21 protein-coding genes and 1 other RNA gene are annotated in these 16,392 nt (G+C 67.3%); 15 read left to right on the top strand and 7 right to left on the bottom strand.

Annotation, left to right across the window (positions count from 1 at the left end; all coding sequences use genetic code 11):
* Positions 1-11 precede the first annotated feature (11 nt).
* The 4 genes from WH5701_RS01935 to ftsZ all read left to right on the top strand — a co-directional run bounded on the left by WH5701_RS01935 (position 12) and on the right by ftsZ (position 3,696).
* Positions 12-1,133, top strand: a complete 1,122-nt coding sequence (locus WH5701_RS01935) for a D-alanine--D-alanine ligase family protein (RefSeq protein ID WP_006170210.1) — start codon at positions 12-14, stop codon at positions 1,131-1,133.
* The gene (locus tag WH5701_RS01930) at positions 1,130-1,540 is read left to right on the top strand and encodes a hypothetical protein (RefSeq protein WP_006170209.1); all 411 of its coding nucleotides are present in this window, start codon (positions 1,130-1,132) and stop codon (positions 1,538-1,540) included. The genes WH5701_RS01935 and WH5701_RS01930 overlap by 4 nt, the downstream gene beginning before the upstream one ends.
* Complete coding sequence (locus tag WH5701_RS01925; protein WP_006170208.1) at positions 1,537-2,376, top strand: cell division protein FtsQ/DivIB; 840 nt, start codon at positions 1,537-1,539, stop codon at positions 2,374-2,376. The genes WH5701_RS01930 and WH5701_RS01925 overlap by 4 nt, the downstream gene beginning before the upstream one ends.
* A gap of 213 nt (positions 2,377-2,589) precedes the next feature.
* On the top strand, positions 2,590-3,696 hold the full coding sequence (gene ftsZ, locus WH5701_RS01920) for a cell division protein FtsZ (RefSeq protein ID WP_006170207.1): 1,107 nt from the start codon (positions 2,590-2,592) through the stop codon (positions 3,694-3,696).
* A gap of 22 nt (positions 3,697-3,718) precedes the next feature.
* Here ftsZ and ffs read toward each other — a convergent pair.
* Positions 3,719-3,815: signal recognition particle sRNA small type (gene ffs, locus WH5701_RS16535), an RNA gene on the bottom strand.
* A gap of 46 nt (positions 3,816-3,861) precedes the next feature.
* On the opposite strand from ffs, the gene panB reads away from it, so the two are divergent.
* Positions 3,862-4,698, top strand: coding sequence for a 3-methyl-2-oxobutanoate hydroxymethyltransferase (gene panB, locus WH5701_RS01915; RefSeq protein WP_037980045.1), 837 nt, complete (start codon positions 3,862-3,864; stop codon positions 4,696-4,698).
* Here panB and hemW read toward each other — a convergent pair.
* The gene (hemW, locus tag WH5701_RS01910; RefSeq protein ID WP_006170205.1) at positions 4,601-5,821 is read right to left on the bottom strand and encodes a radical SAM family heme chaperone HemW; all 1,221 of its coding nucleotides are present in this window, start codon (positions 5,819-5,821) and stop codon (positions 4,601-4,603) included. The two genes, panB and hemW, sit on opposite strands and share 98 nt — an antisense overlap.
* A 141-nt stretch (positions 5,822-5,962) precedes the next feature.
* On the opposite strand from hemW, the gene WH5701_RS01905 reads away from it, so the two are divergent.
* The 6 genes from WH5701_RS01905 to WH5701_RS01880 all read left to right on the top strand — a co-directional run bounded on the left by WH5701_RS01905 (position 5,963) and on the right by WH5701_RS01880 (position 11,036).
* Entirely contained in the window at positions 5,963-7,075 is a 1,113-nt protein-coding gene (locus WH5701_RS01905; protein ID WP_006170204.1) for a PIN/TRAM domain-containing protein, read from the top strand.
* Between the two features lie 32 nt (positions 7,076-7,107).
* Positions 7,108-7,782 carry an ATP-dependent Clp protease proteolytic subunit gene (locus WH5701_RS01900; RefSeq protein WP_006170203.1) on the top strand — a complete coding sequence of 225 codons (675 nt, stop codon included), beginning with the start codon at positions 7,108-7,110 and terminating at the stop codon, positions 7,780-7,782.
* 83 nt (positions 7,783-7,865) lie between these two features.
* Positions 7,866-8,468 carry an ATP-dependent Clp protease proteolytic subunit gene (locus WH5701_RS01895; protein WP_006170202.1) on the top strand — a complete coding sequence of 201 codons (603 nt, stop codon included), beginning with the start codon at positions 7,866-7,868 and terminating at the stop codon, positions 8,466-8,468.
* A 50-nt stretch (positions 8,469-8,518) separates the two neighbouring features.
* A complete protein-coding gene (gene ilvC, locus WH5701_RS01890) occupies positions 8,519-9,514 on the top strand; it encodes a ketol-acid reductoisomerase (RefSeq protein WP_006170201.1) in 996 nt (331 codons plus the stop codon).
* 38 nt (positions 9,515-9,552) lie between these two features.
* Positions 9,553-9,945 carry a hypothetical protein gene (locus tag WH5701_RS01885; protein ID WP_006170200.1) on the top strand — a complete coding sequence of 131 codons (393 nt, stop codon included), beginning with the start codon at positions 9,553-9,555 and terminating at the stop codon, positions 9,943-9,945.
* Positions 9,945-11,036 carry a CobD/CbiB family cobalamin biosynthesis protein gene (locus WH5701_RS01880; RefSeq protein ID WP_300974572.1) on the top strand — a complete coding sequence of 364 codons (1,092 nt, stop codon included), beginning with the start codon at positions 9,945-9,947 and terminating at the stop codon, positions 11,034-11,036. The genes WH5701_RS01885 and WH5701_RS01880 overlap by 1 nt, the downstream gene beginning before the upstream one ends.
* Positions 11,037-11,048: 12 nt before the next feature.
* Here the strand turns inward: WH5701_RS01880 and WH5701_RS01875 are convergent, their stop codons facing one another.
* Together WH5701_RS01875 and WH5701_RS01870 are read right to left on the bottom strand one after the other, a co-directional pair.
* On the bottom strand, positions 11,049-11,717 hold the full coding sequence (locus WH5701_RS01875; RefSeq protein WP_232201830.1) for a sugar transferase: 669 nt from the start codon (positions 11,715-11,717) through the stop codon (positions 11,049-11,051).
* A gap of 134 nt (positions 11,718-11,851) precedes the next feature.
* Complete coding sequence (locus WH5701_RS01870) at positions 11,852-13,063, bottom strand: glycosyltransferase (RefSeq protein ID WP_006170197.1); 1,212 nt, start codon at positions 13,061-13,063, stop codon at positions 11,852-11,854.
* A gap of 104 nt (positions 13,064-13,167) precedes the next feature.
* Here WH5701_RS01870 and WH5701_RS01865 point away from each other — a divergent pair, with 104 nt between their 5' ends.
* The 3 genes from WH5701_RS01865 (at position 13,168) to WH5701_RS18300 (ending at position 13,992) form a co-directional block, all read left to right on the top strand.
* On the top strand, positions 13,168-13,410 hold the full coding sequence (locus tag WH5701_RS01865; protein ID WP_006170195.1) for a hypothetical protein: 243 nt from the start codon (positions 13,168-13,170) through the stop codon (positions 13,408-13,410).
* 13 nt (positions 13,411-13,423) lie between these two features.
* Positions 13,424-13,675, top strand: a complete 252-nt coding sequence (locus WH5701_RS01860) for a DUF6737 family protein (protein ID WP_006170194.1) — start codon at positions 13,424-13,426, stop codon at positions 13,673-13,675.
* Positions 13,676-13,782: 107 nt separating this feature from the next.
* Positions 13,783-13,992: a hypothetical protein gene (locus WH5701_RS18300; RefSeq protein ID WP_006170193.1), complete on the top strand. Its 210-nt coding sequence runs from the start codon at positions 13,783-13,785 to the stop codon at positions 13,990-13,992.
* Here the strand turns inward: WH5701_RS18300 and WH5701_RS01850 are convergent.
* Positions 13,940-14,344, bottom strand: a complete 405-nt coding sequence (locus tag WH5701_RS01850; protein ID WP_037979396.1) for a hypothetical protein — start codon at positions 14,342-14,344, stop codon at positions 13,940-13,942. The two genes, WH5701_RS18300 and WH5701_RS01850, sit on opposite strands and share 53 nt — an antisense overlap.
* Here WH5701_RS01850 and WH5701_RS17920 point away from each other — a divergent pair.
* Positions 14,343-14,852, top strand: a complete 510-nt coding sequence (locus WH5701_RS17920; protein ID WP_198005115.1) for a hypothetical protein — start codon at positions 14,343-14,345, stop codon at positions 14,850-14,852. The two genes, WH5701_RS01850 and WH5701_RS17920, sit on opposite strands and share 2 nt — an antisense overlap.
* A 177-nt stretch (positions 14,853-15,029) precedes the next feature.
* Here the strand turns inward: WH5701_RS17920 and WH5701_RS01835 are convergent, their stop codons facing one another.
* Positions 15,030-15,356: a hypothetical protein gene (locus WH5701_RS01835; RefSeq protein ID WP_006170189.1), complete on the bottom strand. Its 327-nt coding sequence runs from the start codon at positions 15,354-15,356 to the stop codon at positions 15,030-15,032.
* Positions 15,357-15,391: 35 nt separating this feature from the next.
* Positions 15,392-16,360, bottom strand: a complete 969-nt coding sequence (gene ppk2, locus WH5701_RS01830) for a polyphosphate kinase 2 (RefSeq protein WP_006170188.1) — start codon at positions 16,358-16,360, stop codon at positions 15,392-15,394.
* Positions 16,361-16,392 lie beyond the last annotated feature (32 nt).

Raw genomic sequence — 16,392 nt, 5'->3', positions numbered from 1 at the left:
CAGCCGACCCCATGCCCAGCTCCCCCCGCTGCGTTGGCCTGGTGTTCGGGGGGGCATCGGATGAGCACGCCGTCTCGATCCGCTCGGCCATCACCGTGGTGGGCGGCCTCAGGGAAGGGGAGAACCTTTTGCGCTACCGGGTTCGGCCGTTCTACATCGATCGCCGTGGCCGCTGGTGGGGCCCCGAGCTGGCCGAGGCCGTGCTCTCCAGCGCTGAGCCAGCCCCCGACGAGCAGCTGAACGAGACCGCCGCCGATCAGCCCCTGGGGGGCGCTGGCTTCCAGGGCCTTCCCCCCGAGGCCGCTGGCGTTGACGTGTGGTTTCCGGTGCTGCATGGGCCCAACGGCGAGGACGGCACCATCCAGGGGCTGTTCGCCCTGATGCAGGTGCCCTTCGTGGGCTCTGGCGTGCTCGGCTCGGCCCTGGGCATGGACAAGCAGGCCATGAAGGCAGCATTTGCCGCCGCAGGTCTGCCGCAGGTGCCCTATGCGGCCGTTCAGGCGGCAGACCTGCGCCATGACCCTGAGGGGCTTCTGCAGCGCCTGGAGCGTGATCTGGGCTACCCCTGCTTCGTCAAACCGGCCAACATGGGCTCGTCGGTGGGCATCAGCAAGGCCAGCGACCGCAGCTCTCTGCTGCAGGGGCTGGAACTGGCCGCTGCCCTGGATCCGCGCCTGGTGGTGGAGCAGGGGGTGACGGCCAGGGAACTGGAGTGCGCCGTGCTCGGCCAGGGGGCGGCTGCCGGGGGCGGCCTGAAGGCCTCGGTGGTGGGGGAGATCCGCTTCTCCGCCGACTGGTATGACTACGAGACGAAGTACACCGCGGGGCTGAGCTCCACGGTGATTCCCGCTGAGCTGCCCGAGGCCGTGAGCGAAAGGCTGCGTGCCATGGCGCTTCAGGCCTGCGCCGCCGTGGCGACTGAGGGGCTGGCCCGGGTGGATTTCTTCTACGACGAAGCAGCGCAGCGGCTCTGGCTGAACGAGATCAACACTCTTCCCGGCTTCACCAGCCAGAGCATGTACCCGATGCTGTGGGCAGCCAGCGGCGTACCGCTGGTGGATCTCGTGCACCAGCTGGTGGAGAGCGCGGGAGAATGGGACCGTGGATCATCTCAAGAGGACCCGGCGGAATGAGTCACGGCTTGCTCTGGCTGCCCCTGCTGGTGGTCTTCGTGCTGCTCACGGCCCTCGGCTGGCTGGAGCGGCGTCGTCAACGGCTGTTCCGTGACTGGGCTGCGGGCTCGGAACTCTCGAAACTCGATGGCTGCGGCGCGGCACGGCTCGCCGATGGGGTCCTGACCTGGAGCACCTTCGAAGCCGGGGTGCTCAAACCCCAGGGATCCTTCGTCATCAGCAAACTGGAATTGTTGGAGCTGATGTCCCTGGGATCGGGTGATGCACCCCTCACCGACGAAAGCCAGGGCAGCTGCCGGGTGCGGCTGGTGGGCGATGGCCAGCAAAAAGACCTGCCTTTCTCCGATGCCGAACGGGCCCGGCGCTGGATGGATGAACTGATGGCCCGGTCCCGTTGTGAGCTGTGAGCCCCGTTTCCCAAGCACCAGGAGTTGAACGAAGGCGTCAGCTGCGGCTGCAGCGCCGTCAGGAACGCCTGCGCAACGTCTGGCGGCTCGTGGTGTTCTCGGCGGCCGCAGCGGGCCTTGGCTATGGACTGCTGCGTCAGGGCTGGACCCTGAACGGTCCGTCCCAGGTGGAAGTGAGCGGCAGCGAACGCGTGAGCCGTGAGCAGGCGATCGCCGCCGCCGAGCTGCGCTTCCCCATGCCCCTGCTGACCCTCGATCCCCGGCTGCTGCGCTCCGAACTCCTGGACGCCCTGCCAGTGGAGCAGGTGACCGTGCAGCGACTGATCCTCCCGCCCCGCCTGCGCATCGAGCTGGTGGATCGCCAGGTGGTGGCGCGGGCGGAGCGGCGCACAGCCAAGGGGAATGAGCAGGGCTATGTCGACCGACTGGGCAACTGGATCAGCAGCAGCCAGCAGGCCATGGGATCCAGCGACAGCCAGCCCGAAACGGCGATCCGGGTGCAGGGATGGCAGGCCCGCTTCAAGCCCACCATCGTCAAGCTGATCAACCGCCGCGACGACCTGGGCAGCCCACTCAAGACGATCCGCTTTGAGCCCGATGGCACCCTCTGGCTGACCACCGGCACTCTGGGGGAGGTGAAACTGGGTGGGCCTGACGGCGACCTCGCTCGCCGCCTGGATGTCTTGCGTTACCTGTCCGGGGAACTGCCGAAGCAGGTCCAGGGCCAGGGGGTGCGCTCCATCGACCTGAGCGACCCGGACCAACCCGAACTGGGGCTGCCAGCTCCCGCAGTCAATTCCGCCAATCCGAAACAAGCAGGGCAAGGCGTGGACTGATGCCGTTCAGGCCGCAGACTCCCTAATGGCCCGCAAACCCGCACAGCACCATTGCGAGAAAACCGATTTCACGCAAAAGTGCCGCATCGCACAGGATTTTTCCAGCCCGCCGACGACATAATGCTGCCCGAGATGAGTGTTAACGGTTCCCAGGGCGACCACCCCACCGCAGGACAACACCCCATCCCACCTGACGCTTTACTCGGAACCCCATTGACCTCCTCGCCCTCCAGCAACGGCATTGTTCCCAGCCAGAGCGCCAGGATCGAAGTGATCGGCGTAGGTGGTGGCGGCAGCAATGCGGTCAACCGGATGATCGCCTCGGATCTCGAAGGGGTGGGCTACGGGGTGCTCAACACCGACGCCCAGGCCCTGCTGCAATCGGCCGCCCAGCGTCGGGTGCAGCTCGGCCAGAAGCTCACCCGGGGACTTGGGGCTGGCGGCAACCCCATGATCGGCCAGAAGGCGGCCGAGGAATCCCGCAACGAGCTTCAGGAAGCCCTTGAAGGGGCGGACCTGGTGTTCATCGCCGCTGGTATGGGTGGAGGTACCGGCACCGGAGCTGCACCCATTTTGGCCGAGGTGGCCAAGGAATGCGGCGCCCTCACCGTCGGCATCGTCACCAAGCCCTTCGGCTTCGAGGGGCGCAAGCGCATGAAGCAGGCCGAGGAAGGTATCGCCCGGCTGGCGGAGCATGTCGACACCCTGATCGTGATCCCCAACGACCGCCTGCGGGACGCCATCTCCGGCGCACCCTTGCAGGAGGCCTTCCGCGCCGCCGACGATGTGCTGCGTCAGGGCGTCAAGGGCATCAGCGACATCATCACCCGTCCTGGCCTGGTCAACGTCGACTTCGCCGATGTGCGCTCGGTGATGACCCTGGCGGGCACGGCCCTCCTGGGTATCGGAGTGGGCTCCGGTCGCTCACGGGCCGTGGAAGCAGCCCAGGCCGCCATCAGCAGCCCCCTGCTCGAAGCGGCCCGGATCGATGGGGCCAAGGGCTGCGTGATCAACATCAGCGGCGGCAAGGACATGACCCTCGAGGACATGACCACGGCCTCCGAAGTGATCTACGACGTGGTTGATCCCGACGCCAACATCATCGTGGGCGCGGTCGTCGACGAGAAGCTCGAAGGCGAGATCCACGTGACCGTGATCGCCACCGGCTTCGAGGCAGGCAGCACCTACCGCACCGAGCGCCCCCGAGCGACCTTCGCCGCCAGCCCCGAGCTCACCCACACCGAAGCCGAGGCTGACCAGCGCGGCGCCAAGATTCCTCCCTTCCTGCTCAACCGCCAGAGCCGCTCCAGCGACAGCTGAAAAGCGACCACTGATTCAAGGGGGTGACCCGGAGTCCACGCCTGCCTGGAGCATCCCGTGTGGCTGCTCCCTTCCGGTCCTGACCAGATTTGGGCGTCCGGGCCGCGTGGGTCCGAGTCGAGATGATGTTAGCAATGGAAGCCCGAGAGGTTCCTGCCTGTGCCCCTGAGACCCGGTGATCTGGTGGCCCGCAAGCAGGCTGGGGTGGCGATCCTGATGCTCACCGCCTGGGATGCGCTCTCGGCGGCGCTGGTCGAGGAGGCCGGTGCCGAAGTGGTCCTCGTGGGCGACTCCCTGGCGATGGTGGTGCTCGGCCACGCCACCACCCTGCCGGTGACCCTGGCGGAGATGATCGGCCACACCCAGGCCGTGGCCCGAGGTCTGCGCCGGCCCCAGGGCCAGCAACCGCTGCTGATCTGCGATCTGCCCTTCCTGAGCTACCAGTGCGGCAGTGATCAGGCCGTGGCCGCCGCCGGCCGGGTGCTCAAGGAAAGTGCGGCGGCCGCCGTGAAGCTGGAAGGCGGTGAGCCGGAAACCGTGGCCGTGGTCGACCGGCTGGTGCGCAGTGGGATCCCGGTGATGGGGCATCTCGGCCTGACCCCCCAGTCGGTTCACCGGCTGGGCTACCGGCGCCAGGCCAGGGATCCGATCAGCCAGGAACGCCTGCGGCGCCAGGCCCTGGATCTGGAGGCCGCCGGCTGCTTCGCCCTGGTGCTGGAACACGTGCCGGCGGATCTGGCCGGCAGCCTGCGGCGCCAGCTGGCCATTCCCGTGATCGGCATCGGCGCCGGCGATGACTGCGACGGCCAGGTGCGGGTCACGGCCGACCTGCTGGGCCTGACCCCGAGCCAACCGCCCTTCAGCCCGCCGCTGCTGGCGGGGCGCCAGCTCTGCGTGGAGGCCCTCAGGGGCTGGCTGCAATCGGCGACTCCGCCAGTTGCGTCTCGGGAGGTTGATGGGCTTCCCACCAGGCCAGAAGCTCCCTCAGCACCGCATTGCTGAGGGCCAGTCCCTGCGGATCCGCCAGCCGCCAGCGCCGGCCCTCCACCAGCAGCAGCCCCCGCTCGCGCCAGGGGGCCATCCAGCCCAGCAGCGACGCGCGATCAGCCATGCTCAGGCCCGCGGCCTTGGCGAGCCGCTCCAGGTTCACCCCTTCGCGCCGGCGCAGACCCACCATCAGCCACTCATCGAACGGCGGCTGCCCCGCCGCCGTGCTGGCCGCTCCGGTCTGCAGCCAGGCGGCATAGGCCTCCCGGGTGCGGGGCCTGGCCAGGCGCTGGCCGTAGGGGGCCGACGTGGCCCCGAGGCCGAAACCCCACCAACCGGCCCCGCTCCAGTAGACGCGGTTGTGGCGGGAGGCGTGCCCAGGCAGGGCGTAATTGGAGATCTCGTAGCGGCCGTAGCCGGCGCTCCGCAGCTGCTCCCCGGTGAGGTCCATCAGGTCGGCCCCCAGATCCGGATCCGGCAGGGGCAGCTGCCCGCGCTGCTGCAGGCGCTCGAACACAGTGCCGGGTTCCACGATCAGGTCGTAGACGGAGAGATGGGGTGGCTCCAGCTCGAGGGCCTGCTGCAGCTGCTGCCGCCAGTGGGGCAGATCCTGCTCGGGAAGCCCCTGAATCAGATCCAGACTCCAACTGGCCAGATCAGCGGCGGCCTGGGCCTGGCGCAGCCAGGCGGCGGCCTGGAGCAGGTGTCGACGGCGATGGCGACGGCCCAGGCGCTCCAGCACCGCGTCATCGAAGCTCTGCCCCCCCAGGCTTACCCGGTTGATGCCCAGCGCCAGCATCCCCTCCAACCGCGGGCGATCAAAGCTGGCCGGATCCATCTCCAGGGTGATCTCAGCTCCAGGGGAGAAGCCGAAGCGCTGGCGCAGGCCATCCAGCAGCTCCCCCATCTGCTCTGGGGTGAGCAGCGAGGGGGTGCCGCCACCGATGTACACAGTGGAGAGAGGGGCCGGGTTCGGGGAAGCGGCGATCTCGGCCTGCAATAGCGGCAGATAGGCAGCGATCGAGGCGGAATGGGCACCGTCGGCGTGGTCCCCCAGCGGCACCACCGCGAAGTCGCAGTAGAAGCAACGGCGGTGGCAGAAGGGGATGTGGAGGTAGGCGGCGCGGGGTGCGGTCACGGCCTGGAATGGGGTTGGGTGCGGTCGCCTTCAGGATTCGCCACATGTCCGTAGGCAAATGTACGGATACCTTTCCCGGTCAAATGGGGCGGGATCAGCCATGCTGCGGTTTCCCGGCCCTGGGCAGCCCACAACAGGCACATGGTGGACCCGCTCATCCTGCTGCTGTTCCTGATCTCCGGCGCAGCCACCGGCTGGCTGGGGGTGGATCTGCTGCCGGAGAATCTGCTGATCGAGGTGACCAACCTCGATGGCCTGCGCTGGGTGCTCGGAGGCTTCGGGGCCTTCTTCGGGCTGCTGGCCGGGTTCTTCTTCCAGCTGCTGCGGCGCCGCCTGATGCGCCAGGTGCGCTCGATGCCCACCGACCTTCTGGTGAGCCGCGCCGTGGGGCTGATCCTGGGGCTGCTGGTGGCCAACCTGCTGCTGGCACCGATCCTGCTGCTGCCGCTGCCCTGGGAAGTGATTTTCGTGAAGCCGCTGGCGGCGGTGCTGAGCAACGTGTTCTTCGGGGTGCTGGGCTACAACCTCGCCGAGGTGCACGGGCGCACGCTGCTGCGGCTGTTCAACCCTTCCAGCACCGAGGCGCTGCTGGTGGCCGATGGGGTGCTGCAACCGGCCACCGCCAAGATCCTCGACACCAGCGTGATCATCGACGGACGCATCCGCGGACTGCTGGAGTCGGGCTTGCTGGAGGGTCAGGTGATCGTGGCCCAGGCCGTGATCGATGAATTGCAGCAGCTGGCCGATTCGGGCAATGCCGAGAAGCGGGGGAAGGGCCGGCGCGGCCTGAACCTGCTGGCCGCCCTGCGCGAGACCTACGGCCGCCGCCTGGTGGTGAACAGCACCCGCTACGAGGGCAACGGCGCCGACGACAAGCTGCTCAAGCTCACCGCCGACACCGGCGGCACCCTGCTCACAGCCGATTACAACCTGGCCAAGGTGGCCGAGGTGCAGGATCTCAGGGTGATGAACCTGAGCGCCCTGGTGATCGCCCTGCGACCCGAGGTGCAGCCCGGCGACGCCCTGCAGCTCAAGATCGTGCGCGAGGGCAAGGAGGCCAACCAGGGGGTGGGCTACCTGGAGGACGGCACGATGGTGGTGGTGGAATCCGCCAGGGCGCGCATCGGCCAGCGCCTGCCCGTGACCGTGACCGGAGCTCTGCAGACCCCAGCCGGGCGCATGGTCTTCGCCCGCTGCGACCAGGAGGGGCCGAAACAGCCCGCTGCCATCCAGCAGCCGACGGGCCCCCGCTAGGCTCCCCTTCAGGCCCTGTAGAGCGTTTTCAGATGTCGGTGTCGGCCCCTTACTACGGCGATTCCGCCGTGATGCGCACACCGCCGCCCGATCTGCCGTCGCTGCTGCTCAAGGAGCGGATCGTCTACCTCGGCCTGCCCCTCTTCTCCGATGACGACGCCAAGCGTCAGATGGGGATCGATGTGACTCAGCTGATCATTGCTCAGCTTCTCTTTCTCGAGTTCGACAATCCCGAGAAACCGATCTTCTTCTACATCAACTCCACCGGTACCAGCTGGTACTCCGGCGATGCCATCGGCTTCGAAACCGAGGCCTTCGCCATCTGCGACACGATCCGCTACGTGAAACCGCCGGTGCACACCATCTGCATCGGCCAGGCCATGGGTACCGCCGCGATGATCCTCTCGGCGGGAGCCAAGGGCCACCGGGCCGCCTTGCCCCACGCCTCGATCGTGCTGCACCAGCCCCGCTCCGGTGCCCGCGGCCAGGCCAGCGACATCCAGATCCGCGCCCAGGAAGTGCTGCACAACAAGCGCGTGATGCTGGAGATGCTCTCCCACAACACCGGCCGCAGTGTCGAGCAGCTCTCGAAGGATTCCGACCGCATGACCTACCTCACGCCGCGGGAGGCCCTGGAATACGGCCTGATCGACCGGATCCTCACCAGCCAGAAGCCGCTGCCGGTGCCCCTGGCCGGCTCGGTCTGAACCAGGCCCGCTGAGCTCGCTGAGCAGAGCCTGCCCCCCGCTCGTCTTTCACTCCGTCACCACCCCGTTCCGCACCCACCGCCATGCCCATCGGCACCCCCAGCGTTCCCTATCGCCTGCCCGGCAGCCAGTACGAGCGCTGGGTCGACATCTACACCCGCCTCGGCGTGGAGCGGATCCTCTTCCTTGGCCAGGAGGTCAACGACGGCATCGCCAACAGCCTGGTGGCCCAGATGCTGTACCTGGATTCCGAGGACAGCAGCAAGCCGATCTACCTCTACATCAATTCCCCGGGGGGATCGGTCACCGCCGGGCTGGCGATCTACGACACGATCCAGTACGTCAAATCGGATGTGGTGACCATCTGCGTGGGCCTGGCGGCCAGCATGGGCGCCTTCCTGCTGGCGGCGGGCACCAAGGGCAAGCGTCTGGCCCTGCCACACGCGCGGATCATGATCCACCAGCCCCTGGGCGGCACCAGCCAGCGCCAGGCCAGCGACATCGAGATCGAGGCCCGCGAGATCCTGCGCATCAAGGACATGCTCAACCAGAGCCTGGCCGACATGTGCGGTCAGAGCCTTGAGAAGGTGACCAAGGACACCGACCGCGACTACTTCCTCAGTGCGGCCGAGGCCAAGGACTACGGCCTGATCGATCGGGTGATCTCCCACCCCAGCGAAGCCTGAGCGGCCAGGCACGACCCTAAAGTCGCTGTTTGCCCTGCCCGATTCGCCGGATGGCCCAGCTTTTCTACGACTCCGACGCCGATCTGAGCCTGCTCGACGGCAAGACGGTGGCCATCATCGGCTACGGCTCCCAGGGCCACGCCCATGCTCTGAACCTCAAGGACAGCGGCGTGAACGTGGTGGTGGGCCTCTACGAGGGCAGCCGTTCGGCTGACAAGGCCAGGGCCGATGGCCTTGAAGTGCTGAGCGTGGCCGAGGCCGCCGAGCGCGCCGACTGGATCATGGTGCTCCTGCCCGATGAAACCCAGAAGGCCGTCTACGACGCCGAAATCGCGCCGCACCTCAAGCCCGGCAAGGTGCTGAGCTTCGCCCATGGCTTCAACATCCGCTTCGGGCTGATTCAGCCCCCCGCCGACGTGGATGTGGTGATGATCGCCCCCAAGGGGCCTGGCCACACCGTGCGCTGGGAATACCAGAACGGCCAGGGGGTGCCGGCCCTGTTCGCCATCCACCAGGACGCCAGCGGCAACGCCCGCGCCTTGGCCATGGCCTATGCCAAGGCCATCGGCGGCACCCGCGCCGGCATCCTGGAAACCAACTTCAAAGAGGAAACCGAAACCGACCTCTTCGGTGAGCAGGCCGTGCTCTGCGGCGGCCTCAGCGAGCTGGTGAAGGCTGGCTTCGAAACCCTGGTGGATGCGGGCTACCAGCCTGAACTCGCCTACTTCGAATGCCTGCACGAAGTGAAGCTGATCGTGGATCTGATGGTGAAGGGCGGCCTCACCGCCATGCGCGATTCGATCTCCAACACCGCTGAGTACGGCGATTATGTGAGCGGTCCACGTCTGATCACCGCCGACACCAAGGCCGAGATGAAGCGCATCCTCGCCGACATCCAGGACGGCACCTTCGCCCGCAATTTCGTGGCCGAATGCGAGGCCGGCAAGCCGGAGATGATCAAGGCTCGTCACCGCGATGCGGCCCATCCGGTCGAGCAGGTGGGCGTGGGCCTGCGCTCCATGTTCAGCTGGCTGAAGGCCTCCTGAAGCCGGATCACCCCGGTGGCTCAAACGTGGGCCCCAGGTTGAATCTGCCCGTGCTGGCCTGGGGCAGTGCCCAGGCCAGCACAAGCCTCACCCTCGCTGCAGCAACCTGGATGGTGATCGGCCTGAGCTCCTCACCTCTGGTGAACAGCCTGCTGCCTGCCCTGGTCACCCTGCCGGCGCTGCTGCCCCTGATCCGTCGCCCCCTGGCCGGGGTGATGCTGCTGATCGCGACCCGCTGGCTGCCGGGCTGGGGTTCATTGCTGATATTCCTGCCGATGGGCGGCCTGGCCCAGGCCAGCGATCTGGCCCAGGTGAGGGGCCTGTTTCACCTGGGCGATGAACCCCTGCGCTGGCAGACCCTGGCGCGATCGGGGGCCATCGGCGCCCTTCTTGGCAGCCTGGCCATGGGGCTGTCACCAAGGACGCTGTGATGGCGTTGGTGGCGCCAATCCAGCTCTGGCTGCTGATGCTGCTGGCCGGCGCCTTGGATCGCGTAGTGGGCGATCCGATCAGCTGGCCCCATCCGGTGCAGGCGATGGGCTGGGCGATCCAGCGGCTGCGCTCCCCCGGGGAGCGCTGGGCCGGAGATCACCCCCGCCGGTTGCGCCTGGTGGGACTGGGCCTCACCGCCGTGGTGGTGAGCGTCAGCGGCCTGGCCGGCTGGACCATTGAACAACTGGCGCTGGGCTCCGCCTCACCCCTGTCCCTGCCGGCCCCCGTGGCCTGGCTCGGGTTGCCGGTGCTGCTGGTGGCCCTGGCCAGTGCCCTGGCCGCCGGCAGCCTGGAGAAGGCCGTGCGGACGGTGCTGGCCCCGATCAGCGGTCCGCCGCCGCCAGTAGCCGAGGAGGAGGATCAGCTGAAACAGGCGCGCCGACACCTGGCCTGGATCGTGGGCCGGGATGTGGAGGGCCTCAGCCGGGCAGAGCTGATGCGCGCGGCGGCCGAGACCGCCGCAGAGAATGCCGTCGATGGCCTCTTCGGCCCCCTGTTCTGGATGCTGGCCGGCGCCGGGCTCTGGACGGCCCTGGGGGTGGCTGATGGGGCTCCAGGCCCCCTGAGCCTGGCCTGGATGTACAAGGCCTCCAGCACCCTCGATTCGATGCTCGGCTACCGGCGCGGCCGCCTGCGCTGGCTGGGCACCGCCGGAGCCCGGCTCGATGACCTGCTCACCTGGCTGCCCGCCCGGGTGGTGGCGTTCACGCTGCCGGCCGCAGCCGGCCGGTTTGCTCAGAGCCTTCAGCTGGGGCGGGAGGCTCTCCGCCAGGGGCGGGGCGATCCCTCCCCCAACGCCGGGGTGTCGATGGCGGCCTTTGCGCTGGCGGCCCGGGTTCAGCTGGGGGGCGTGAACCACTACGGCGGAGTGGCCAGGCCCAAACCGATCCTCGGCCGGGGCTTCCCGAAGGCCGATCCCACAGCCGTGGACCTGATCCTGACGCTGAGCGCCCGCCTCGAGGCCCTTTGGCTGGCCCTGAGCCTGCCCCTGCTGATTGCTCTGAGTCAGGTGCGCGGGCTGGCTGGCTGAGGCGCAGGGCTGTCAGTAGGCGCCGCGATCACGCGGATAGAGGATCACCCCAACCGTGCGCAGGATGATCGCCAGATCCAGCAGGACAGTGCGGCGGCGGGCGTAGCTGACATCGAGCCGGACCCGGGCGTCGTAGCTGAGGTTATTGCGCCCTGACACCTGCCAGAGGCCCGTGAGGCCAGGACGCACCGCCAGCACTTCATCCATCTGGCGGCCGTAGCGCTCCAGTTCGTCCCAGACGATCGGCCGCGGGCCGACCACGCTCATCTGGCCCTTGAGCACGTTGATGAACTGGGGCAGCTCATCGAGACTGGAGCGGCGCAGGAAAACACCGATCGGGGTGATCCGCGGGTCGGCCTTGAGCTTGAAGTCTTTTTTGAACTCCGCCTTGAGTTCGGGAGACTGCTCCAGCAGGGTCTTGAGGATGCGGTCAGCGTCCTTGCGCATCGTGCGGAACTTGATGCAGCCGAAGCCCTTGTAGCCCCGGCCGATCCTGCGCTGAACGTAAAAGACCGGCCCGGGCGAGCTGAGCTTCACCAGCACCGCCAGCAGCAGCAGCAGGGGACTGCCCAGGGCCAGCACCGCCAGGGAGAACACGATGTCGCCGCTGCGCTTGAACACGCGGGAGCGCTTCGACTGTGCCCGGATCAACTGCTCGGCCGTGGGCACCGCCGTGGTCATCGAATCAGCAACCACGAGCTGGGGAACCAGGTGCAGAGGCCGGGCGACGGGGCCGGCGGCTTCATAGGCACTGAGCGACGTTCCGGACATCAACGCCCCCAAGGTGAGGGAACTCTAAAAATTGATTGGTCAACTCACCAGCCCTCGCGGTCACTCACCCCAGAGGCACAGCGCCGCAGGCGCCGCTGATGCCCCTGCCAGCGGCGCTCCAGAACCGCCTGCAACCGCTGGCGGAAGCGCTCCGGCGAGAAGCGCTCGGCCCACTGGCGTTGGCGCTCCGCCGGCAGGCGGTGCCACAACTGTCCCTGCTCGAAATGCTCCAGTGCCTGGACCAGGGCCGTGGCGCTCTGCTGCTCGAACAGCAGGCCGGTGGGATGGGGGGCCTCGGCGGTCAGGCAGCGGACGGTGTCGAGCAGCCCCCCCTGACCGAGGCCGATCACTGGAGCGCCCGCGGCCATGGCCTCCACCGGGGCGATGCCGAAATCCTCCAGACCGGCGTAGAGGTAGGCCCGGCAACGGCCCATCAGATCCGTCACCCGCTCGGCCGAACAGGCCCCCAGCAGCGTCACGGTGGGGCCGGCCAGGGCCTGCAGTCGAGCCCGCTCCGGACCGTCGCCCACCACCAGCAGGGGCAGCCCCAGGCGATTGCAGGCCTCGATCACCAGGTCCACCCGCTTGTAGGGCACCAGGCGGCAGAGGGAGAGGTAAAAATCGTCCCGGGGCTGGTCCCAGCGAAAGCGGTCGACCGCCACCGGCGGATGCAGCACCTGGCTGGAGCGGCGCCAGCAGCGCCAGATCCGCCGTGCCGTGAAGCGCGAGTTGGCCAGCAGATGGTCGACCCGGGCACTGCTGCTCACATCCCACTGGCGTAGCTGATGCAGCTGCCAGCGAACCAACGGGCCCAGGGGGCCTCTGGCGATGGCGGAACCGGCCAGGTAGGCCTGCATCTGGTCCCAGGCGTAGCGGACCGGTGTGTGCACATAACTGATGTGGAGCTGGTCGGGGCCGGTGAGCACCCCCTTGGCCACCAGGTGGTTGCTGCTGAGCACCAGGGGATAGCCGGCCAGATCCAGCTGCTCGATCGCCAGGGGCAGCAGCGGCAGGTACTGCTGCACATGGCTCACCCCCCAGGGCAGGCGCTGGATGAAGGTGGTCTGGATGCGCCGGCCCTCCAGCCAGCCGCCCGACCGGGAACTCTCGCCATCCACCAGGGCAAAGAGGCTGGCGGCGGGGCGGCCCTCGCCAAGCAGCCGATCGATCTGCTGCACCACCAGTTCAGACCCACCAACCGAGCGGGGCGTGAACCACTCATGCACGAGGGCGATCCGGCTGGGAAGTCCTGACATGGCGGCACGGTAGGGCCCCGAGCCTGGGCGATCACATCACGAAAACTCTCAGCTGATTGCGTGCCCAGGCCTGGATCTGGATGCTGAACTGAGCCCAGCCAGCCATGCCAATCCGCGACCTGCTTGAAGATGCCCTCGAGGAGCCCTCGATCGGGCTCACCCCATGCTTCAGCTGGCATGCCACCCCCGTGGGAATCGCTGCCCTCTGGCGTGCTGGAGCGGCACCATCCATTCCCCCGTACGAGACCGCCCTCAAGGAAGGGCTCGCCGTGGGGCTGGATCTCAGCCGTGAGGAACGGGAGTTCCATCAGTTGCGCATGGGGCTGGTGCTTCTGTTCCATTCCTGATGCACCCGAACCGATGAGTGAGCCCCCCGGCAACACCGCCCCAGCGCCGGGAGCGGTGTCGATCTGGCAGCTCAAACCCTGGTGGTGCCAGCCCTGGTCAATCCTGCTCACCGGGGTGCTCCTGATCGCCGGCAGCTGGTTCTGGCTCGGCCGTTGGTGGTTTACCGTTCCATTCGCCACAGGGGTGCTGCTGTGGTGGTGGCTGTTCCTGGTGCTGATGCCCCGTCAGCTGAGCGACCTGTCAGGACCGGATGACATCGGTTGAAATGCAACCGATCCAACAGCGTCAGCGCCAGCCTTTCCTTTGGATGATGTTCACAGCACGATGCAGAGGGCGTTCGCCATTCCGTTCCTTCCCACCCACGAGTCGCCATGAGTTACGAACCTGGTACCAGTGAATGCCGGTTGCTGATCGACAGCAAGGACCAGATCGAAGCGGTCCTGGCCAACCTCGCCAAGCTCGAGAACACCGATCACATCCGCATGCAGTTGTTGGCGGTCTACAACCAGCTGGAGGGCCTCCACGACCTCAGGCGGACCAAGCCAGCCGCTGCGTTCCCCGGCAGGGATGGAAGCGCCTGAGGAACCCATCCAGCTCGATCGGTCCGCAGCGCCGCCGCCAGCCCTGCTGAGCCATCGGGTGCCGCCAGGCAGTGATCCGAAGCGCCCAGCGCCCCTGAGGCCTGTACACGATCAGATAGCGATAGCGGCAGTCGCGGCGAAACTCCGGTGACCCCAGGGGTTCAGCCTGGAGATGGCAGCGCAGGAATCCGGCCAACAGACCGCCGGGACCGTTGCCATCAGCCTGGCAGGCCTCAAGGGCAGCGCCCAGCCTCAGGGCCGCCCCGGCCGGATCCCCCTGACGGGGAAGGTAGAGATGAACAGGTCCCCAGCCGGGAAAACCCAGGAAGGAATACACCGCGGGGATGTCCATGGCAACGGCTCGAGAAGGTCCGCTTCCTCAATGCCCCCGCTGTCCCATCGAGCGCTGGGGCGGCCGCTGCCTGGGGGGCGTGCTGCTGCTGGCGCTGCTGGGCGCTGCCGGGCTGGCCCTGGCCCAGCAGCGCAGCGGCAACGCCCTCGGCCTGGCCTCCCTCCTGCGGGTGGGTGAACCGATCGTCGCGGCCGACCAACGCTTGTTGCAGCTGGGCTGGCAGCCCGCTGCGGCCGCCAGAGCCGATGACCTTGACCAGGAGCTCTCCGGCAGCCGCCTGGCCAGCCTCAGTGGCTGCTCCGGCACGGGGCTGGGCTATTGCCGCTTCGATTACCGCAGGGGCAGGACCAGGCTTGCGGTGATCACCGTACCGTCCGCGGCAGGCAACCATGGCGGGCCGCAAGTGCTGCGCTGGGTGGATGAAGCCAGCGGCCAGCGCTGGGGGCTGTGTCAGAGCGACTCCTCCGGGGAGCTGGCCCCCTGCGGCCCCGAGAGGCCTGAGGACTGAGCCGGGTGCTCAATGGCAGCCGAGCCGATAGGTTTGACCCCTTGCCGCCGCCACAGGCCGATGGGTTTGGAGAACAAGCAACGCCCCCCCTGGCTGAACTGGCTGTTTCTGCTGATCTTTCTCTGGAGCAGCTGGCAACTGGCGGGGTTCTGGTTCGATCGCCTGCACTGATCAGCCCTACTGATCGTCGAGGGCCTGGCTGAGACGCGAGAGCAGCGTGCGGCGGGCCACCTCCGGGCTGAGGCCCTGGTCGCTGGCTTCCTTCACCCAGTCCTGGGCGGCCTGGATCAGGGCCTCCAGGCCTAGCGCTCCCGAGCGCAGGGCCTGAAAGGAGGCCATCAGGTCCTGATCGAGAGCCTGGGAAGGATCCCCACAGACGATGTACTGGCGGCCATCACTGCCCGTGTAGAGCAGGCTGCCCTCGGGCCCCCGCAGGGGAGCCGTGGCAGGAACGGTCAGGGAAGAGTCCGGACCAAGGGCCGGGTCATCGTCGGAGCGGGTCATGGCCAGGGGGCAATGGAGCGGTAGGGGCTGTGGATTCAGGGATAGGCGTTGGGAACGAAGAACTGCTCATTCATCGGTGGGCGATTATAATCACCGACGGTCTTACGAGGTGGAAGTTCGATCGGAGCGGGCGTCATGTCCTCGTAGGGGATCTTGGAGAGCAGATGGCGGATGCAATTGAGGCGGGCCCGGCGCTTGTCATCGGCCTCAACGGTGAACCAGGGCGCTTCTGGGATGTTGGTGTGGGCGAACATCTGGTCCTTGGCCTTCGAGAACTCCACCCAGCGGTCGCGCGACTCCAGATCCATCGGTGAGAGCTTCCAGCGGCGGGCTGGATCATCCAGCCTGGAGCGGAAGCGGACTTCCTGCTCCTCGTCGCTGACCGAGAACCAGTATTTGAGCAGAACGATGCCGGAGCGCACCAACATGCGCTCGAACTGGGGGGCCGATTGCATGAACTCCTCCACCTGCTCGTCGGTGCAGAAGCCCATCACCCTCTCCACGCCGGCACGGTTGTACCAGCTGCGATCGAACATGACGATCTCACCGGCAGCTGGGAAGTGCTCCACATAGCGCTGGAAATACCACTGGGTGCGCTGCTGATCCGAGGGCGTACCCAGGGCAACGACGTTGCAGCCGCGTGGATTGAGCGGTTCGGTGATGCGCTTGATCGCACCGCCCTTGCCCGCTGCATCGCGGCCCTCGAAGAGAATGATCAGGCGAAAGCCGACATGTTTCACCCAGTACTGCATCTTCACCAGCTCGACCTGGAGTTTCTCCAGTTCTTTCTCGTAAAACTTGCGGCTGAGTTTGACAATTTTATCTTCGGGGGGAGCTCCCAGATCGTCTTCACTCTCCCCTACCAAATGGGAAGGGTGGTAGCGATCTTGCTGGCCGTTGGGAGGGTAAGGAGAATGGGAACTGGCCACAAAGGACTCCAGGCTGGACTCCGCATGGCTGCCCTTTTTGGCCTTGGACTTGCCTTTGCCTTTGCCTTTCCCCATCAAGCTCAGCTCCGAACCCCCAACAATGCCTC

Origin of the sequence: Synechococcus sp. WH 5701, from assembly GCF_000153045.1 — a bacterium.
Taxonomy (GTDB): domain Bacteria; phylum Cyanobacteriota; class Cyanobacteriia; order PCC-6307; family Cyanobiaceae; genus Regnicoccus_A; species Regnicoccus_A antarcticus.
This window is presented reverse-complemented; position numbering and strand designations above follow the sequence as displayed.